The organism is Pseudomonas sp. GW821-FHT09A09 (assembly GCF_059418405.1).
On record NZ_JBWKPU010000029.1, the window covers coordinates 1 to 17,967 of the forward strand.

At 62.4% G+C, this 17,967-nt stretch carries 12 protein-coding genes; 1 reads left to right on the top strand and 11 read right to left on the bottom strand.

What is annotated here, in order from left to right:
* Positions 1–57 precede the first annotated feature (57 nt).
* The 6 genes from AC07OV_RS22235 to urtA form a co-directional block, all read right to left on the bottom strand.
* A complete protein-coding gene (locus AC07OV_RS22235; protein WP_495092991.1) occupies positions 58–897 on the bottom strand; it encodes an urease accessory protein UreD in 840 nt (279 codons plus the stop codon).
* A gap of 30 nt (positions 898–927) precedes the next feature.
* Entirely contained in the window at positions 928–1,626 is a 699-nt protein-coding gene (urtE, locus tag AC07OV_RS22240) for an urea ABC transporter ATP-binding subunit UrtE (protein WP_176997078.1), read from the bottom strand.
* Positions 1,627–1,759: 133 nt separating this feature from the next.
* Positions 1,760–2,581, bottom strand: a complete 822-nt coding sequence (gene urtD, locus AC07OV_RS22245) for an urea ABC transporter ATP-binding protein UrtD (protein WP_176997077.1) — start codon at positions 2,579–2,581, stop codon at positions 1,760–1,762.
* An 8-nt stretch (positions 2,582–2,589) separates the two neighbouring features.
* Positions 2,590–3,657 (bottom strand): urea ABC transporter permease subunit UrtC, encoded by a 1,068-nt coding sequence (urtC, locus tag AC07OV_RS22250; protein ID WP_494999109.1) that lies wholly within the window; start codon positions 3,655–3,657, stop codon positions 2,590–2,592.
* Positions 3,657–5,159, bottom strand: coding sequence for an urea ABC transporter permease subunit UrtB (urtB, locus tag AC07OV_RS22255; RefSeq protein WP_495092992.1), 1,503 nt, complete (start codon positions 5,157–5,159; stop codon positions 3,657–3,659). Before urtB ends, urtC begins: the two co-directional genes overlap by 1 nt.
* A gap of 126 nt (positions 5,160–5,285) precedes the next feature.
* Positions 5,286–6,551: an urea ABC transporter substrate-binding protein gene (urtA, locus tag AC07OV_RS22260; protein WP_176997074.1), complete on the bottom strand. Its 1,266-nt coding sequence runs from the start codon at positions 6,549–6,551 to the stop codon at positions 5,286–5,288.
* Positions 6,552–6,813: 262 nt separating this feature from the next.
* Between urtA and AC07OV_RS22265 the strand changes: the two genes are divergently transcribed.
* Positions 6,814–11,343 carry a DUF4329 domain-containing protein gene (locus AC07OV_RS22265; protein ID WP_495092993.1) on the top strand — a complete coding sequence of 1,510 codons (4,530 nt, stop codon included), beginning with the start codon at positions 6,814–6,816 and terminating at the stop codon, positions 11,341–11,343.
* 10 nt (positions 11,344–11,353) lie between these two features.
* Here the strand turns inward: AC07OV_RS22265 and AC07OV_RS22270 are convergent, their stop codons facing one another.
* The 5 genes from AC07OV_RS22270 to AC07OV_RS22290 form a co-directional block, all read right to left on the bottom strand.
* Positions 11,354–12,364, bottom strand: a complete 1,011-nt coding sequence (locus AC07OV_RS22270; protein ID WP_495092994.1) for a FecCD family ABC transporter permease — start codon at positions 12,362–12,364, stop codon at positions 11,354–11,356.
* Entirely contained in the window at positions 12,361–13,308 is a 948-nt protein-coding gene (locus tag AC07OV_RS22275) for an ABC transporter substrate-binding protein (protein WP_176997071.1), read from the bottom strand. Before AC07OV_RS22275 ends, AC07OV_RS22270 begins: the two co-directional genes overlap by 4 nt.
* Positions 13,305–14,093: an ABC transporter ATP-binding protein gene (locus AC07OV_RS22280; protein WP_494999113.1), complete on the bottom strand. Its 789-nt coding sequence runs from the start codon at positions 14,091–14,093 to the stop codon at positions 13,305–13,307. The genes AC07OV_RS22275 and AC07OV_RS22280 overlap by 4 nt, the downstream gene beginning before the upstream one ends.
* Positions 14,094–14,234: 141 nt before the next feature.
* Positions 14,235–16,343 carry a TonB-dependent receptor gene (locus AC07OV_RS22285; RefSeq protein WP_495092995.1) on the bottom strand — a complete coding sequence of 703 codons (2,109 nt, stop codon included), beginning with the start codon at positions 16,341–16,343 and terminating at the stop codon, positions 14,235–14,237.
* A 149-nt stretch (positions 16,344–16,492) separates the two neighbouring features.
* Entirely contained in the window at positions 16,493–17,875 is a 1,383-nt protein-coding gene (locus AC07OV_RS22290; RefSeq protein WP_494999115.1) for a PepSY-associated TM helix domain-containing protein, read from the bottom strand.
* Positions 17,876–17,967: the final 92 nt, after the last annotated feature.

Here is a 17,967-nt window from a genome sequence, read left to right on the forward strand (position 1 = left end):
GCGATGGCGATCTCAAGGACGCCATCGCCGGCAAGCCGGCTCCTACAGGTTGGGGCGTCATGTGCTCCAAATTCGAGGTGAAATCGCTTCTCGGCCGAGGACGGGCGGGCGCAACAGGCGCCATAAATCAATCAACCAGGCCCGTGCATGCAGTGCTTCACTGGCCAGGCAACGGGCAACCAGCAAGCCCGGCAATTGCGTCAAGTCACCACGCACCCCATGGGGCAGGGCGCGGCATTGCTCAAGTAATTCGGGGTCGATATCAGCCGTCAGCAGCAGTGTGGCGAACACCGGTTGGCCATCCAGGCCGATGGGCGAGTCGAGCAAACCATCGGCGCCTACAATGCGCTGGCGCTCATGCCAGAGCAACTGGCCGTCGCGGCGGATATCCAGGTGCGATTGAAAGTGACCGAGGTCGAAGCGCTCGCCACTGGCCGGGCGGCCGAGGGCGACCACGTCCCAGTAAAACAGACGGGCATCGCCTTGCAGCTCAATGCGCGTAGTAAGTTCGGCCTGGGCAGCGCTGAACACGATGGTTTCCTGGGGCAGCCATTCCAGGGTGGCACCGGCTTCCACGGTGAGGTCCAGTTGCTGATAGGCCGGGCCGTTGGCGCGATACCACTTGGCCGCGCCAGGGCTGGTCAACTGCGCCCAGGCCCCCGCGCCGATGCGGGCGCGGATATCCAGGCGGTCACCGCCGGCAATGCCGCCGGGCGGGTGCACGATGATGTGCTGGCACACTTTGGGGCCTTCGGCGTACAGGTGCTTTTGCACGCGCAGCGGCCCAAGGTGGCGACGCATCACTGGGCGCGTGGTATCGCCGAAACGCGCATAGCCGAGTTCCAGCTCGGCGTGCCAACTGGGGGTGAACAGGGCAGGGGTAACGGGCAGGTTCATGGTGTGTGCTTATCGTCAGGACGCTACAGATTAGATCGTTACGAGCCCGCGTACACCCTCGGCTTCCATATTTTCACCCAGGCCCTGCTGCACGATTTCACCGCGGGACATCACCAGGTACTGGTCGGCCAGTTCGGCGGCAAAGTCGTAAAACTGCTCCACCAACAGGATCGCCATGTCGCCACGGGCCGCGAGCTTCTTGATCACCGCGCCGATCTCCTTGATCACCGAGGGCTGGATGCCTTCGGTGGGTTCGTCGAGGATCAGCAGGCGTGGGCGGCTGGCCAGCGCACGGCCGATCGCCAACTGCTGTTGTTGGCCGCCCGACAGGTCGCCGCCACGGCGATGTTTCATCTGCAGCAGCACGGGGAACAGCTCGTAGATAAACGCCGGCACTTCCTTGGCTTCGGAGCCGGGGAAGCGCGCCAGGCCCATCAGCAGGTTTTCTTCCACGGTCAGGCGCCCGAAAATCTCCCGGCCCTGGGGCACGTAGGCGATGCCGGCGTGCACACGCTGGTGCGGCTTGAAGCCGGTGATGGCCTTGCCTTCCCAGGTCACTGCGCCTTCCTTGGAGGGCAGCAGGCCCATCAGGCATTTGAGCAAGGTGGTCTTGCCCACGCCGTTACGCCCGAGCAGGCAGGTGACTTCGCCGACCTTCACGTCAAAGGACAGCCCGCGCAGGATGTGGCTACCGCCGTAATACTGGTGCAGCTTGTCGACTTGCAGCATTCTCAAATTCTCCTCGGTTCCCTGATGGGAACCGGATCAACTGTGGGAGCTGGCTTGCCTGCGATGGCGATGTGTCAGTCAACATCGTTATCGCAGGCAAGCCAGCTCCCCCATAAAACAGTCCGTGTCTGGGTTAGCGGCCGAGGTAAACCTCGATCACCCGCTCGTTGTCCTGCACCTGTTCCAGCGACCCTTCGGCCAGCACGCTGCCCTGGTGCAGCACGGTGACGTGGTCGGCAATCGAGCCGACAAAGCCCATGTCGTGCTCCACCACCATCAGCGAATGCTTGCCCGCCAGGCGCTTGAACAGGTCGGCGGTGAATTCGGTCTCGGCGTCGGTCATGCCCGCCACCGGTTCGTCCAGCAGCAACAATTGCGGGTCTTGCATCAGCAGCATGCCGATTTCCAGGAACTGCTTCTGGCCGTGGGACAGCAACCCGGCCGGGCGCTGCGCCGAGGCGGTGAGGCGGATGGTGTCGAGCACTTCCTCGATACGGTCTTTCTGCTCACCGCTCAGGCGTGCGCGCAGGCTGGCCCACACCGACTTGTCGGTCTTCTGCGCCAGTTCCAGGTTCTCGAACACACTGAGGGCTTCAAACACAGTGGGCTTCTGGAACTTGCGGCCGATGCCGGCCTGGGCGATCTGCACTTCGCTCAGGCGAGTCAGGTCCAGGTGTTCGCCAAACCAGGCCGTGCCATGGCTGGGCCGGGTCTTGCCGGTGATCACGTCCATCAGCGTGGTCTTGCCTGCGCCGTTGGGGCCGATGATGCAACGCAGCTCACCCACGCCGATGTAGAGGTTCAGGTTGTTGAGCGCCTTGAAGCCGTCGAAGCTGACGCTGATGTCTTCCAGGCTCAGGATGGTGCCGTGGCGTGTGTTCAGGCCCGGACCTGCCGCCTGGCCGATACCGATGGCGTCGCGGCCGGTGCCGGCGTCGAAAATAGGTTCGAGCATGACGTTTCTCACTTCTTCAGCAGCCCGATCACGCCCTTGGGCAGGTACAGGGTGACGATGATGAACAGCGCCCCGAGGAAGAACAGCCAGTATTCCGGGAAGGCCACGGTGAACCAGCTCTTCATGCCATTGACCACACCGGCACCGAGCAGCGGGCCGATCAAGGTGCCGCGCCCGCCCAGGGCTACCCACACGGCGGCTTCGATGGAGTTGGTCGGCGACATTTCGCTGGGGTTGATGATGCCCACCTGCGGCACATACAACGCGCCGGCCAAGCCGCACAGCACCGCACTTAATACCCACACGAACAGCTTGAAACCTCGAGGGTCGTAGCCGCAGAACATCAGGCGGTTTTCCGCGTCGCGCAGGGCGGTCAGTACCCGGCCGAACTTGCTGCGGGCCAGGCGCCAGCCGATGAACAGGCTCGCCACCAGAAGCACTACCGTGGCCACGAACAGCACCGCGCGCGTGCCCGGCTCGGTGATGCCAAAGCCGAGGATGCTGCGAAAGTTGGTGAACCCGTTATTGCCGCCAAAACCGGTCTCGTTGCGAAAGAACAGCAGCATGCCGGCGAAGGTCAGGGCCTGGGTCATGATTGAGAAGTACACGCCCTTGATCCGCGAACGAAAGGCGAAGAAGCCGAACACCAGCGCCAGCAGACCCGGCGCCAACACCACCAGGCACATCGCCCAGAGGAAGTGCTCGGTGCCCACCCAGTACCACGGCAATTCGGTCCAGGAGAGGAAGGTCATGAATGCCGGCAACTCATCGCCGGAGGCCTGGCGCATCAGGTACATGCCCATCGCATAACCGCCCAGGGCGAAGAACAGGCCGTGGCCGAGGGACAACATGCCGGCATAGCCCCACACCAGGTCCAGGGCGAGGGCGACGATGGCGTAGCAGAGGATCTTGCCCACCAGCGTCAGGGTGTAGGCCGAGACATGCAGGGCATTCTCCGCGGGTAACAGCGACAACAGCGGCAGTGCCAGCAGCACGGCGAGGATCACCACGCCCACCGTAATCGTCACCTTGGGGCCGGCCTTTTGCGTGGCCGTGAGCATCAATGGCTGGTTCATCAGTCGATCACCCGTCCTTTCAGTGCGAAGAGTCCCTGCGGGCGTTTCTGGATAAACAGAATGATCAGCGCGAGGATCAGGATCTTGCCGAGCACGGCGCCGATCTGCGGTTCCAGAATCTTGTTGGCGATGCCCAGCCCGAAGGCGGCCATGACGCTACCCGCCAACTGCCCGACACCACCGAGTACCACCACAAGGAAGGAGTCGATGATGTAGCTCTGGCCCAGGTCCGGGCCGACGTTGCCGATCTGGCTCAGCGCCACGCCGCCCAAGCCCGCGATACCGGAACCCAGGCCGAACGCGAGCATGTCCACGCGGCCAGTGGGTACGCCGCAGCAGGCGGCCATGTTGCGGTTCTGGGTCACGGCCCGCACGTTCAGGCCCAGGCGCGTCTTGTTCAGCAGCAGCCAGGTCAGCACCACCACGCACAGCGCAAAAGCGATGATTACGATGCGGTTGTACGGCAACACCAGGTTGGGCAGCACCTGGATGCCACCGGACAGCCATTCGGGGTTGGACACTTCGACGTTCTGCGCGCCGAACACCAGGCGCACCAACTGGATCAGCATCAGGCTGATGCCCCAGGTGGCCAGCAGGGTTTCCAACGGCCGGCCATACAGGTGGCGAATCACCGTGCGTTCCAACGCCATGCCGATGGCCGCGGTGACAAAAAACGCCACCGGCAACGCGATCAGTGGGTAGAACTCGATGGCGCCAGGCACATAGCGCTGCATCAGCAACTGCACCACATACGTGGAGTAGGCGCCGAGCATCAGCATTTCCCCATGGGCCATGTTGATCACGCCGAGCAGGCCGAAGGTGATCGCCAGGCCCAGGGCGGCCAGTAGCAGGATCGAACCCAGGGACATGCCGCTGAAGGCCTGGCCGAGAATTTCACCCAACATCAGTTTGCGTTTGACCTGCGCCAGGCTGGTCTCGGCGGCGGTGTGCACGGCGGCATCGGTTTCGACACCGGGGGCGAGCAGCGCTTCAAGCCGCGTGCGCGCCAGCGGGTCGCCGGTGCTGCCGAGCAGACGCACGGCGGCGAGACGCACCACGGGGTCAGGGTCGACCAGTTGCAGGTTGGCCAGGGCGAGGCTGAGGGCGGTGTGCACATCCTCGTCTGTCTCGGCGGCGACCTGCTGGTCGAGGAATTTGAGCTGCGCAGGCTGTGCGCTTTTTTGCAGGGTTACCGCGGCGGCCAGGCGCACCTTGGGGTCGGCGGCGAGCAGTTGCTGGCTGGCTTGTACGTTGTCGATCAGGCTGCGCAGGCGGTTGTTCAGGCGCACGGTTTTGGTTTCACCGTTGACCGTGAGTTGGCCTTGTTGCAGGGCGTCCACCAACTCGATACGCGCAGGATCCGGCTGGGCGGCCCAGTCCTGGAGCAGCTTGGCTTGTTGGGCTGGGTTGGCGGCGAGGAAGTCGTCGGCGTCGCTGGCATGTGCTGCGAAGGGCAGCACAAGCAGGGCCGTGAGGATGAAGCGGTACAGGGCAGTGGGCATAACAAAGTGTCCTGATCATGCACGGACTTTGTAGGAGCTGGCTTGCCGGCGATGGCGGTCTGTCAGGTTGACCGCATCAAGCTGATCGCCGGCAAGCCGGCTCCTACAGGAGTTGTGTTTCTAGGCTTAGTTGCTCTTGACGGCGTAATCCGGCTTCTTGTCATTGCCCGGGATGTACGGGCTCCACGGCTGGGCGCGGATCGGCTTGTCGGTCTGCCACACCACCGAGAACTGCCCGTCAGCCTGGATCTCGCCGATCATCACCGGCTTGTGCAGGTGGTGGTTGGTCTTGTCCATGGTCAGGGTGAAGCCGGAGGGCGCGGCGAAGGTCTGGCCGGCCAGGGCTTCACGCACTTTGTCGACGTCGGTGGACTTGGCTTTCTCCGCCGCTTGCGCCCACATGTGGATGCCCACGTAGGTGGCTTCCATCGGGTCGTTGGTCACGGCCTTGTCTGCGCCCGGCAAGTTGTGGGCCTTGGCGTAGGCCTTCCAGTCGGCGACGAATTTCTTGTTCACCGGGTTCTCCACCGACTGGAAGTAGTTCCAGGCGGCGAGGTTGCCCACCAGCGGCTTGGTGTCGATGCCGCGCAGTTCTTCTTCACCCACCGAGAACGCCACCACGGGTACGTCGGTGGCCTTCAGGCCTTGGTTGGCCAGCTCTTTGTAGAACGGCACGTTGGAGTCGCCGTTCACGGTGGAGATCACCGCCGTCTTGCCGCCGGCCGAGAACTTCTTGATGTTGGCGACGATGGTCTGGTAATCGGCGTGGCCGAACGGGGTATAGACCTCTTCGATGTCTTTGTCCGCGACGCCTTTGGAGTGCAGGAACGAACGCAAAATCTTGTTGGTGGTGCGCGGGTACACGTAGTCGGTGCCCAGCAGGAAGAAGCGCTTGGCGCCGCCGCCTTCCTCGCTCATCAGGTATTCCACGGCGGGGATGGCTTGCTGGTTCGGCGCGGCGCCGGTGTAGAACACGTTCGGCGACATCTCTTCGCCTTCGTACTGCACCGGGTAGAACAGCAGGCCGTTGAGTTCTTCAAACACTGGCAACACGGACTTGCGCGACACCGAGGTCCAGCAGCCGAACACCACGGCCACCTTGTCCTGGGTCAGCAACTGCCGGCCTTTCTCGGCGAACAGCGGCCAGTTGGACGCCGGGTCCACGACCACCGGTTCGAGCATCTTGCCGTTCACGCCACCCTTGGCGTTGATCTCGTCAATGGTCATCAGCGCCATGTCTTTGAGCGAGGTTTCGGAGATGGCCATGGTGCCGGACAACGAGTGCAGGATGCCGACCTTGATGGTCTCGGCGGCCTGCACGGTCCAGGTCATGCCCATGGCGGCAATGGATGCCGAAAGAGTGAAAGCCTTGATCAAGCTGCGACGCTTCATGGTGCGATCTCCGAGAACCCAAGTGGTGTTGTTGGACAGATGGGAGGGCGATTGCAAGGGCTGTGCCTGCTTTGCCGAGGGCCGCGTTCAAGGGGGATCAGGCCGTGCAATCCGCGGACGACGCACTGAATAAGCGCCGGTTCGGCGGAGCGCAAAGGGCGGGGCACTGTCTTGGTGCGAGGGGCGGTTAACTATGTAGCGCCCTCAGAATCAGGGGGTGTTCAGGATGATGGAACATCCAAACTTGTTCCTAGGAGTCATCATGGACGATCAACCCCTGCGCGAAAAACGCGCAACCCCGGCGCGCGGTCACGCCAAACTCGGCACGCTGAGTCCTGCCTTTAAAAGCGCGGATGAAGTGGCGCGCTACCTCCATGGCCGGGTAGGCCTGAATCTGCAGGTGGAGTACGGCAGTGTGATTCTGCGGCGTTCGGCCGATGGCCTTTTCGTCGGCACTGAGCCGATTTCGGACCGGCCGACCGTGTTCAATTTCAATCTTTTGCTCGACGACAATGCCGGCAACACAGCCTATCTTGAGCCGGAGGGTTATCAGATCGTTGCCAGCTGGCATACGCACCCCAATAGCGCCGCGCAGACTGCCCGCCGTAATCCCAAATGGACCGCGCACCAGGTCACGGCTTTCCTGGATTTTTATTCTTCAGAAGACGTGCTGTTCAATTATCAGAACCGCCGTCAGTTCAACACCGCTTACCTGTCAGGCCCTGCCGGTACGCTGATCGCGTTTCAGTTCGATGAGTCGCCTGCGGCCGCTAACTATTACCGATGGCTGGCGACCAATGGCAGCTTCGACTCCCCGGATGCCCACGATGGAACGCTGGAGGGTTTTTACAAGAAGCTGGCGTCGGTTGGGCGCCTGACCTTTTTGCTCAGCAGCCCTTATTGGGGCGGCTCCGTGGGCCAGGTTCCGGCTGATTGGGAACCGTACAAACCATGGCCGGTGTTCCCGGACGTTCTGCGTGCGCTGTCGCGGGCCGCGTCGCAGATCCAGCGCAAACCCAACGTGCGCCAGCAGGTATTGATTTTGGAGGCCGATACAGAGGCGGCCTATGTCGCGCGTGATCCCGACCCGCTCGACGATGCGGTGAAAGACTTGCCCAGGTTTCCCGTTGGCTATCACCTATACGGTATTTACGTTCACTCTCGGCCACTGCCTGTTCAATATCCCACGCTGGAAAACTGGCTGTATAAAAACTTCATCAGCCCGCTGGAACTTGCTCAGCACATCGTGCGGTTTCGTCAGTATGGCCAGGGGCCGCAATCCACCCTGGGCGCGTCGTTGTATATCCGCCTGCGGGACGAGGCGGTCTTGCGCTATCGCTTTTCCGGTTCATCGCTTGAGTCCCAGCTGTTTAAGCAGGCACAGGATGGCCAGGTGACCGACAACGGCCAGCAAGCCGCGCTGCTCGACGGTTCGATGCTGGCGCGCGATTTTGTGCGGCAGGTCGCTGCTGCGGGCGAGCTGACGGTCGAAAAGACCAGCGCACTGTGGGACCGCAGCGGCGTGGTCAATGAGCATTGGTTGCCCTATTCCCGGTTTGCCCTGCCGTCGTTGAGCAGTGCGTATTTGTCAGCCGACGACGCGGCGCGCTTTGTTCACGGGAATATCGGTGGGCGCCGCGAGCAGATACTCGGCGGGGTGATCCTCAAACGTGCCGACGGACGTTTTGTCGTGACCGAGCCGGTCCCCACCGGGCCTCGGCCCTTTGCTTTCAACGGGCTCTATCCGGTTGATCGCCAGGGCATCCCGATTATCCTGCACCCCGGGCACAGCCTGCATGCGCGCTATGCCTCACGGGAGGCGCTTTCGATCACTGACCCGGCCTACGTTGCCCGGCTCAAATGGACCCGGCAGGAGGCGGAGCTGAGTGCGCAAATGTTTCATCCGCAGGATGTGGAAGATCTGTTGCGCTCGGGACTCGTGGGTTATTTGTCGGGCGCCGAGGACAGCCTTGTCGCGTGCGACCTGTCTTTCACACATTCAGACTGGCGCATGCAGTGGATGAGCGCGTCCGACAATGGCACGAGTGTGATAGCAAAAAAACTCACTGACGGTACGATCAAACCCGCCGATGTCGTCAGGACGCTGGCCGAATCGGGCAAGTTAAGAGTGGTCATCGGCAACGCCTTGTGGGGGCCTGCCGACTTTGTCGAGTTGGACTGGGGCCCCAGGGCGCGTGTGCTTGAGTTCCAGCGACCGGCGATGGTCAGTCATGGAGCCATTTTCAAACGTGCTGACGACGCCGCCAGCGACCTGCATCGACGCGACCCGTTGGACCATGCACAGCATTTTGTCGGCCGCTACTTCGCGTTCATTCTCAAGCACGAAAGCCGGGAGGAATATGTCGCCAGCGAGTTGATTCCGGTGACGGTGAAGTCCCCGCTGTTGTCCCTTGCCAGCCTGTATGGCGACCAGTTGCCGGATGGCTTCGGTTGTTACAGCCTGTATTACGCCAACCAGTTTGTCGGCAATGGTTCGGCCACCTGGTTGAAGCAGGTGTTTATCGAACCTGAGGATTTGAGTGCGGCAATTGCCCAGGCAAGGGCCGAAACCCTTCAGCCGCCACGCGGTGCTCCGGTGTACATCGCGCCACCGGAAGGCGCCCTATTGTGTTACCAGTCGCCGTCCACTAAAGGAATGTTTGAGCGAAGCAGCGAGGCAGACGCGCTCGACAGCATACAAGCCAAGCTGAACATCGGCACATTGCTGCCGCTCCAGTTCGTTCGCCGGGTGGCGTCTACCGGTCATTTACGAGTGGTTCAGACCAGCCACTGCTGGGGACTCACAGGCGACATAGGGGGGCTGTGGGTACCCTATGAAAACCTGCAGCGGGGTCGCCTCAGCCCAGTGTTCCCGTCTGTGGATGATGCTGCGCAGTACATCCGTCGCCGCGTCACGCCTGACCTTGAGCAATCCTATGGCGGTGTTATTTTGCGCAGGGATGACGGTGGTTTCATCGCCAGCGAACCTGTGCGCGTGCCGGATGAAGTCTTCGATATCAAACGGATCTTCCCTGATGAAATGGTGACGCGTGGGCTTTATCCACAGCGCACGACGGTGGTAGCCACCTACCACTCCAGGCCTGCGATGCAGTGGCCATTTTTGCTGTCACCGGCTCAATCGGCGGTGTACGGAAACATGTTTTCCACACGCCTGTTGGCTCAGGCGCTCTCCGTTGAACATTTACGTTACCTCCACTACCTTTTGGCGCCCGACGGCGCATTGGTGCGGCTGAAGGCGCGCCCGGATTTGACGCGCCCGCAGATCTCAGCCACCGAGCTCATCATGCGGCCGAGCAATCGTCGTGACTGGCTCAACGGGACGCTTGAGCGCCAGATTCGCGAAGGTGAGTTGGCACCCGAGGAGTACGTGAGGCGTGTAAGCAACACCTTTGAATTGCACGTGATCGCTGGCAGTACGATGTGGGGCGCACCTGGACCGGTTGCGGGGTGGGGGCCGTTTGCCAAGCGCACACTGGGCGGCCGACGCTACCTTCAAGCCACTGTCGACCCGGCGTTCAGCGCGCTGCATGCCCAGGCAGATGACGCCGCGCGTTATGCCCATGAGCTGGCGGGCTCAAGAGAGGTGGCTCAGTTTGGCTACGTGCTGCAGTCGACCGCTAACGGGCACTTTGTGGCGACGTTGCCAGTGGCCGAAGAGGGTTCGGAGTTGGCGCACCGGCGGATATTTGCGGATGACGGTTACCCCTATCGTTATCAAATGGCGGGTATGTATGTGTGTGGTCTGCAATGGGGGGACATTCAGCCTGGCGGCCAGATAGTGACCCAGGATTCCATTTATCGCGGGTTGATCCTTCCCTCCCGTGTGATACAGGCGATGTATCAGGTGCATGCCACGGCGGGCCGTGCGGCGATGCCGCTTTATCTGTCGTGTGCCGATGGCGCCTTGCTGAAGTTCATTGTGAGCAATGACCACTTTATCGATTATAGGGATGACTACCGATTAAAGCGGCTTGAGCTCAGCCCCCGCGATTACATCCGGTGTATGGCGGCCGCTGGCGAGTTGAGCATTCTGGTGCCCAGCGATCATTGGCCGGGCATTGGCGTGGTGGATACGCAGTGGCAGCCGGGGCGCTCTCGCGGCGCTTTATCGACAGGGCATAACCAATGGGCACTGGGGCCCGTGTTCGCGCATCGCGATGATGCTGCGGGATTCGTCCATGACCGGGCGGGCGTGTTTACAGGCCAACAGTCGATCAGTGCGTTGCTTGAAAAAGGCGCGGACAACAGGCATGTGCCAGTCCTGGCATTTACCGACGACGGTTTCCCATCGCGTGCCGCCGCGCATTTGTTTACAGGCGAATCGAAGCAGTGGCCGACGGGCTATCAGGTCAGCGCAGCCTACCCGTTGTTTCACGCAGGGTTGGACCAGGTGCAAAACGGTGTTGAACGTTCGTATGCGGAATATTTCGTGTCATGGCGCGAGTTAGGGTTTTACCTGTACGAGCTGAAAAAACGGAAACTTCCCATTACTGGTTTTTACCTGACAGCGCGGGATGGCGCCTTGTTGAGCTACACCCCGACCTTTGGCCAGGACGAGGCCAACCTGTTGACGGGCAGCGGCAGGTGGACCGCCGAGGGGGGGTATACACGCTTCGCCCCGACGCCTTCGCATGTTCTCTCTGAGCTGGCGCGACTCGGTCAGTTCCGGGTATTGCGCCACGGTGCGTTCTGGACGATCCGAACGCTGGTGAACAGCGACCTGAAACTGCCAGGTAATACGATTTACCGGCCGGACAGGGATGAGCTGTGACCTATTCGTTCTAGCGCTTGCGCATCAACCCGATAAAAAACAGCCCGCCAATCGCCGCCGTCGCCACGCCAATCGGCAAATCTTCGGGGGCGATCAGGGTGCGGGCGGCCACGTCCACCCACACCAGAAACAGGCTGCCGAGCAGCGCACACACCGGCAGTAGGCGGCGATGCTCGGCGCCCACCAGGCGCCGGGCAATGTGCGGCACCATCAGCCCGACAAAGCCGATGGAACCGCTGATGGACACCAGCACGCCGGTCATCAATGAGGCCACCAGGAACACTTTCAGGCGCACATTGCGGGCGTTGAGGCCAAGCGTCACGGCGGTCTGTTCGCCGGCCATCAGCGCATTCAACGGCCGGGCCATGCCCACCAGCACCAGCAAGCCCAGCAGCACGGTGGCGGTGGGAATGGCCAGCAGTTCCCAGCGGGCCAGGCCGAGGCCGCCGAGCATCCAGAACATCACTGCCGACGCGGCGCGATGGTCGCCCATGAACAGCAGCAGATTGGCCGCCGCCATCATCACGAACGACACCGCCACGCCGCACAGCAGCAGGCGATCACTCTCCAGCCGTCCGTTGCGGCTGGCCACCGCCAGCACCACCAGCATGCTCAGCAGCGCACCGACAAACGCGGCGATAGGCAAGGTCAGCAGCCCGACGATCTCGCCCACGTGCAGCACCACGATCACCGCGCCGAGGGTGGCGCCGGAGGTGACGCCCAGCAGGTGCGGGTCAGCCAATGGGTTGCGCGTGACCGCCTGCAACACGGCGCCGATCAACGCTAGCCCCGCACCGACCAAAGCGCCAAGTAGCATGCGCGGTACACGGATCAACCAGACGATATGTTCCTGCCCGGTCGACCAATTCACGTCACCCACGCCAAAGGCTTTGAACAGCACGATGCGCCACACCACCTCCACCGGCACCCGCGCCGGGCCGAAGCCCAGGGAGATCACGCAAGAGACCAGCAGCACCGCCGCGAGGGTGGCGAGTAAAAAGGCGTAGCGACGGGTGATCATTCGCCGTGGAACCCCTTGGCCAGGGTTTCGACCGCCAGCACGTTGTCGATGCCTGGCGTGGCCTGCACGTAGGGGATCACGATAAACCGCTGGTTCCTGATCGCGTCCACGGCTTGCAGCGCCGGGTTATTCAGCAGGAACTGCTCCTTTTGCTCGGCGGTGATTTCGCTGTAGTCGACGATCACGATCACCTGCGGGTTGCGCTCCACCACGGTCTCCCAGTTGACCCGGGTCCAGCTGGCGTCCACGTCATCGAGAATATTGCGCCCACCCGCTGCATCGATCAGCGCCTGGGGCATGCCCAGGCGGCCGGAGGTCATGGCGCGGTCTTCGCCGCTGTCATACAGGAATACGCGGGGCTTGTCGGCAGGCAGGTCGCTTTGCACGTTGGCCACTTGCGCCTGCATCTGTGCGATCAGCGCGTTGGCGCGGTCTTGCACGTCGAAGATCTTGCCCAGGTTGCGCAGGTCGTTATAGGTGTCGTCCAGCGTGGCGGCCGGGCGCTTCATCACGAACGCGCAAGACTCGGTCAGCTCGTACACGTTGATGCCCAGCGGTTGCAGGGTACTGGGTGTGAGGTCACCGCCCACGCGCATGCCGTAATCCCAGCCGGCGAAGAAGAAGTCCACGTTGGCATTGAGCAGGGTTTCCACCGACGGGTACTTGCTGGCCAGCTCCGGCAGGCCGTCGAGGATCTCGGCCATTTCGGGGGTGACCGACTTCCAGCCGGTCACACCGCTGTAGCCGGCCATGTGCGACTTTAGGCCCAGGGCGAGCATCATCTGGGTCATGTTGATGTCGTGGCTCACCGCGTGTTTCGGCGCTTCCTGGAAGGTCACGTCGCGGTTGCAACTCTTGATGGTTACCGGGTAATGGGTGGCTTCGGCGAACGCTTGAGAGGTTCCGAGCAGCAGGGCGAAGGCGATGAGGGCGCGAGGGATCATGATTGGGTAATCCAGGTGATTCGGGGGTAGCCGGACAAAGGATGGGTGTCGATCAGTGCCTCGACGCCAAACACGTCGCGCAGGAGTTCGACGGTCAGCACTTCATGGGGCGTGCCGCTGGCGACGATGCGCCCGTGGTTGATGACGTACAGGCGGTCGCAAAAGGCGGCGGCGAGGTTCAGGTCGTGGATGCTGGCGAGCGTGCCGATGTTCAGGCGCTTGACCAGCCGTAGCAGTTCCAGCTGATAGCGTGGGTCGAGGTGGTTGGTCGGTTCGTCGAGGATCAGCAATTGCGGCTGCTGGGCCAGGGCGCGGGCCAGGATCACGCGTTGTTTTTCACCGCCCGAGAGGGTCGCAAAGGCATGGTCTTCGAAGCCCAGCATGCCGACGGATTCCAGCGCTTGTTGGATCAGCTGTTGATCCTGCAGCGTGTCACTGTCGAACAGGCCTTTGTGTGGCGTGCGGCCCATGGCAACCACCTCGTCCACCCGCAGGCCGAAGGCATCGGGGAATTCCTGCAGCACCACGGCGATGCGTTGCGCGCACCATTTGGCGCTGTGTTTCCACACGTTCTGGTGGGCGAGCGACACGTCACCCTGATCCGGCCGGGTGAACCGATAAGCGCAGCGCAGGAGGCTGGTCTTGCCGCTGCCATTGGGCCCGATCAGCCCGACGAACTCACCTTCACCGACCTGCAGGCTGGCGTCGCACAAGTGGAACTGGTGCTGGCAGTGGCCGTGAACCTGAGGTGTCCAGGTGAGGCGGGTGAGGGTGAGTGAAGTCATCAGTGCGCTCGAGTTAAACACCGTTCAAAAATGTGGGAGCTGGCTTGCCTGCGATAGCGGTGTGTCAGTCAAGACACTTTCGCCAAAAAGACCGCCATCGCAGGCAAGCCAGCTCCCACATGGGGTGTGTGTTTTGGTCCGTTAGAAGGTGTAATCCGCCGTGACGAAGAAGGAGCGCGGCTCGCCCAGGATCCACTGCTGGCCTTCGTTGTACTGGCTGACGGCGTAGGTGCGGTTGAACAGGTTGTTCAATTGCAGGCCCAGGGTGGTATTGCGCATTGCCTTCCACGACACCGTGGCGTCGACCACGGTGTAGCTCGGTATTTCACTGGTGTTGGCGGTGTCGGCGAAGCGCGAATCCACGTAGCGCACGCCTGCGCCGGCGCGCACGTCGTCGGTCACGGCCTTGCTCAGCCACAGGTTGGCGGTGCGCCGTGGCACGTCGGTGGGGCGGTTACCGTTACGCGATACTGACTGGCCGTCGACCACCTCGGAGAAGTCATCGTATTGCGCGCGCACGATGGCCGCGTTGGCTTGCAGTTGCCAGGCGTTCGGCAGTTGCAGGTCGAGGCTGGCCTCCAGGCCGTTGGACGATTGCTGGCCGACCTGTTCCTTGAGGTTTGTGCCGGGGATGCTCACTAGCAGTTTTTTCTTCACGATGTGGTAGGCCGCCAGGGTCCATTCGCCACGTTGATCCCAGAAGGATTGCTTGAGGCCGACCTCGGCCTGCTTGGCGGTGGACAGGCCGAATTGCTGCTGGCTCGGGCTCAGGGTAATCAGGCTGCCGACGCCGTCGGTGCTGGTGGCGTACTGGCCGTAGACCGAGGTGTCCGGGGTGAGCGCATAGACCAGGCCGGCCTTCCAGTTGTTGCCGGTGAGGGTCTTGTTGGCGTCGTTGTGGTCTTGTGTCAGGTCTTGATTGTCGATGTGCAGATAGTCACGGCGCACACCGGTGATCAGCGACAGCTTGTCGGTGAGTTGCAGGCGGTTTTCGGCAAAGCCCGCCAGCTGTTTGGTGGTGCTGACCGACTGCGGGATGAACGGGTCGGCGCTTTCGAAAGGCTGCGGTATCGGGTGGTTGATGTCCACCGGCTGGCCGCTTGCGGACGCGTCCTCGAATGGCGCGTTGCTCGCCAGGCGGAAGCGAATGCGGTTGTATTCGGCACCGACCACCGTCTGGCTGTCGAGGCCGAACAGGGTGTGCTTGAAGGTGAAGGTCTGGCGGTCGCCGACCTGTTCCTGGTTGTGCTTGATGCCCAGGTAGCTCTGACGTACCAGGCCGCCGTCGACGTAGTTGTAGCTCTCGGCGTTCTGCCAGCGACGCTGGTTTTTCAGGTACGACAGTTCGTTAGTAGCGGTGACGTTATCGTTGATCTGCCACTCGCTGGTCAGGCGTGTCCACTGGTCGTTGTAGTGCTGGATGGCATTGCTGACGTTGTAGTTCTTGTCACGCAGGCCTTTGTGCAACTGGCCGTTGATCAGCGGCGTGCCGTAGTCGTTCTGCGGGGTCTGGTCGCCGTAGTCGTGGGCCAGGGTGAAGCTCAGGTTGTCGGCCGGTTGCCAGCGCAGCGCACCGCTGACGAAGTCGCTGGACGAGTCGCCACGGTCGATGAAACCGTTGCTGCGCAGGCGGTTGACGTTCAGGCGATAGCTCAGGGTATCGGTCAGCGAGCCGCCGCTGTCGAGGGCCTGTTGTTGGCGATCGTAGGAGCCGTAGCCGAGGCGGACATGGTTTTCGATCTCGCCTTCAAACGGCTTTTTCGCGAGGGTATTGATCACCGCACCGGTGGCGCCCTGGCCATACATCACCGACGCCGGGCCGCGTAGCACGTCCACCCGCTCAACCGACCAGGTGTCCACGGGGAAGGTGGATGTGCCGGCGCCGTCGAACATGCGCTGGCCGTCGTACAGCTGCAACACCGAGCTTTGCCCGGTAAAACCGCGAGCCTGCAATGAAGTGCCGCCGTCGCCCGGCGTGCCGGTGCGGGTGATACCGGTGGCGCGGGAGATGGCGTCCTGCACGCTGGCATCGCCGCGTTCGCGGATCTTTTCACCTGTCTGGCTTTCAACGCTGCCCGGGGTTTGCCGCGCCGTGAGGTTCAGGCGTGAACCGGCGGTGGTCGGGGTGTCCAGGTCGATGCGTTCTTCATCGACGGCCGGCGCGGTGATGGGGCTGGCGGGCAGGGTCAGAGCCTGGGCGCTGTTGTGCAGGGCGAGCAGGCATACGCCGGACGCAAGGTACTTGTTCATCGGTCGATCAGTCTTCTTGGAGGGATGCTCGCCGCAGGGCGCGGCGAGCAACGATAACGCAGAAAGTGTTATAAGTTAACACTTATTGGCTGCGAGACAAAAGTCGCGCAAGGCTACAGAAGGCCTCTGCCATGGGCATCTCGCCGGGTTCATGCAGAACCTGAGGCAGATTCATGTTGGCCAAAGAAGCGTGACAGCACGAGGCGATCCAGTGCCCACACCACGATCAATGAGGCGCCCACCAGCGGGAAAACAATCGCCAGCGCCAGCATGATCACCATCGCGGTTTTCCACTTTGGAAGGTCATGGCGCAGCGGTGGAACACCCAACCCGCCGACCGGGCGGCGCTTCCACCAGATCACCACACCGCTGACCGCGCTGAGCAGAATCATCAGGCAAATCAGCAGCACGATCAGCTGATTGACCCAGCCGAACATCTTGCCTTCGTGCAGCATCACGCCGGTCTCCGTTGCGCGGGCGACCGTGTTGTAGTGCTCCCAGCGCACATCGGCCAACACCTTGCCGGTGTACTGGTCCACGTGCAGGGTGGCGTCGTTGCGCGGGTCGTTGGCGAACACCGCGACGGTGAACACGCCGGTGGCGGTGGTCGGGAAGGTGATGCTGTAGCCCGGCTCGACTTTGCGTGCGTTGGCCAGGTCGACCACCTGTTGCAGGCGCACGGTCGGCGCGGCCGGACCTGAGTGCATGGCGCCGTGGTTCATGTGTTCGGCGTGGTCGCCGGACATCGGCATCGGCGTGTTCTCCATGGCCCACGGCACGGTCTGTTGGCTGGCGGTATTGAGGGTACGCGCCTGTTGGTCGGATTGCGGCACGTTGTTCCACATGGCGGCCGGGAAGGTGTTCCACAGGTCGGCGTATTGCTTGCCCCAGAAGCCGGTCCAGGTCATGCCGCTAAGCAGCATCACCAGCAGGAAGGCGGCGCCCCAGAAGCCGGCGACGGCGTGCAGGTCACGCCAGAACACGCGGCCGCGGCTATTGAAACGAGGCCACAGCACGCCTGCCGAAGACTTGCCGCGCGGCCACCACAGGTACACGCCCGACACCACCAGCATCACGCCCCAGCCGGCGGCCAGCTCCACCAGGCGATCGCCGACGGTGCCGATCATCAACTCGCCGTGCAGGGCGCGGGCGATGGCTTGCAGGTTGTATTTCGAGTCCTGCTCGCCGAGTACCGTGCCGCGATAGGGGTCGAGGAACACCGTCACTTCGCGGCCTTGGTTGTGCATCACGAACTGCGCGCTGGCGGTGGCGTCGGCCGGTGGCAGGTATTTGCTGATGGCGGCATTGGGGTAGGCCGCTTTGGCGCGTGCCAGTTGCTCGTCGGCGGTCAGGGCGTGCTCGGCGGCTTGGACCTTGAGCAGGTCGCCGTACATCAGCGGATCGAGCTGGGGTTTGAACAGGTAGATGATGCCGGTCAGGGCCAGCAGCACCATGAAGGGGGCAACGAACAGCCCGGCGTAGAAATGCCAGCGCCAGGCCAGGTTGTAGAAGGAAACTTTTTGAGTGCTCATCAGGGTGCTCCGCAAAGGCTTGTTATTTATCCGGTTGTAAACGCGAACCCTGTAGGAGCCGGGGGGGGGGGGGGGGGGGGGGGGGGGGGGGG

Bases quoted from the DNA above. Each gene is read 5' to 3' on its own strand.
- AC07OV_RS22235 (WP_495092991.1), bottom strand. From the start codon at position 897: ATGAACCTGCCCGTTACCCCTGCCCTGTTCACCCCCAGTTGGCACGCC.
- urtE (WP_176997078.1), bottom strand. From the start codon at position 1,626: ATGCTGCAAGTCGACAAGCTGCACCAGTATTACGGCGGTAGCCACATC.
- urtD (WP_176997077.1), bottom strand. From the start codon at position 2,581: ATGCTCGAACCTATTTTCGACGCCGGCACCGGCCGCGACGCCATCGGT.
- urtC (WP_494999109.1), bottom strand. From the start codon at position 3,657: ATGAACCAGCCATTGATGCTCACGGCCACGCAAAAGGCCGGCCCCAAG.
- urtB (WP_495092992.1), bottom strand. From the start codon at position 5,159: ATGCCCACTGCCCTGTACCGCTTCATCCTCACGGCCCTGCTTGTGCTG.
- urtA (WP_176997074.1), bottom strand. From the start codon at position 6,551: ATGAAGCGTCGCAGCTTGATCAAGGCTTTCACTCTTTCGGCATCCATT.
- AC07OV_RS22265 (WP_495092993.1), top strand. From the start codon at position 6,814: ATGGACGATCAACCCCTGCGCGAAAAACGCGCAACCCCGGCGCGCGGT.
- AC07OV_RS22270 (WP_495092994.1), bottom strand. From the start codon at position 12,364: ATGATCACCCGTCGCTACGCCTTTTTACTCGCCACCCTCGCGGCGGTG.
- AC07OV_RS22275 (WP_176997071.1), bottom strand. From the start codon at position 13,308: ATGATCCCTCGCGCCCTCATCGCCTTCGCCCTGCTGCTCGGAACCTCT.
- AC07OV_RS22280 (WP_494999113.1), bottom strand. From the start codon at position 14,093: ATGACTTCACTCACCCTCACCCGCCTCACCTGGACACCTCAGGTTCAC.
- AC07OV_RS22285 (WP_495092995.1), bottom strand. From the start codon at position 16,343: ATGAACAAGTACCTTGCGTCCGGCGTATGCCTGCTCGCCCTGCACAAC.
- AC07OV_RS22290 (WP_494999115.1), bottom strand. From the start codon at position 17,875: ATGAGCACTCAAAAAGTTTCCTTCTACAACCTGGCCTGGCGCTGGCAT.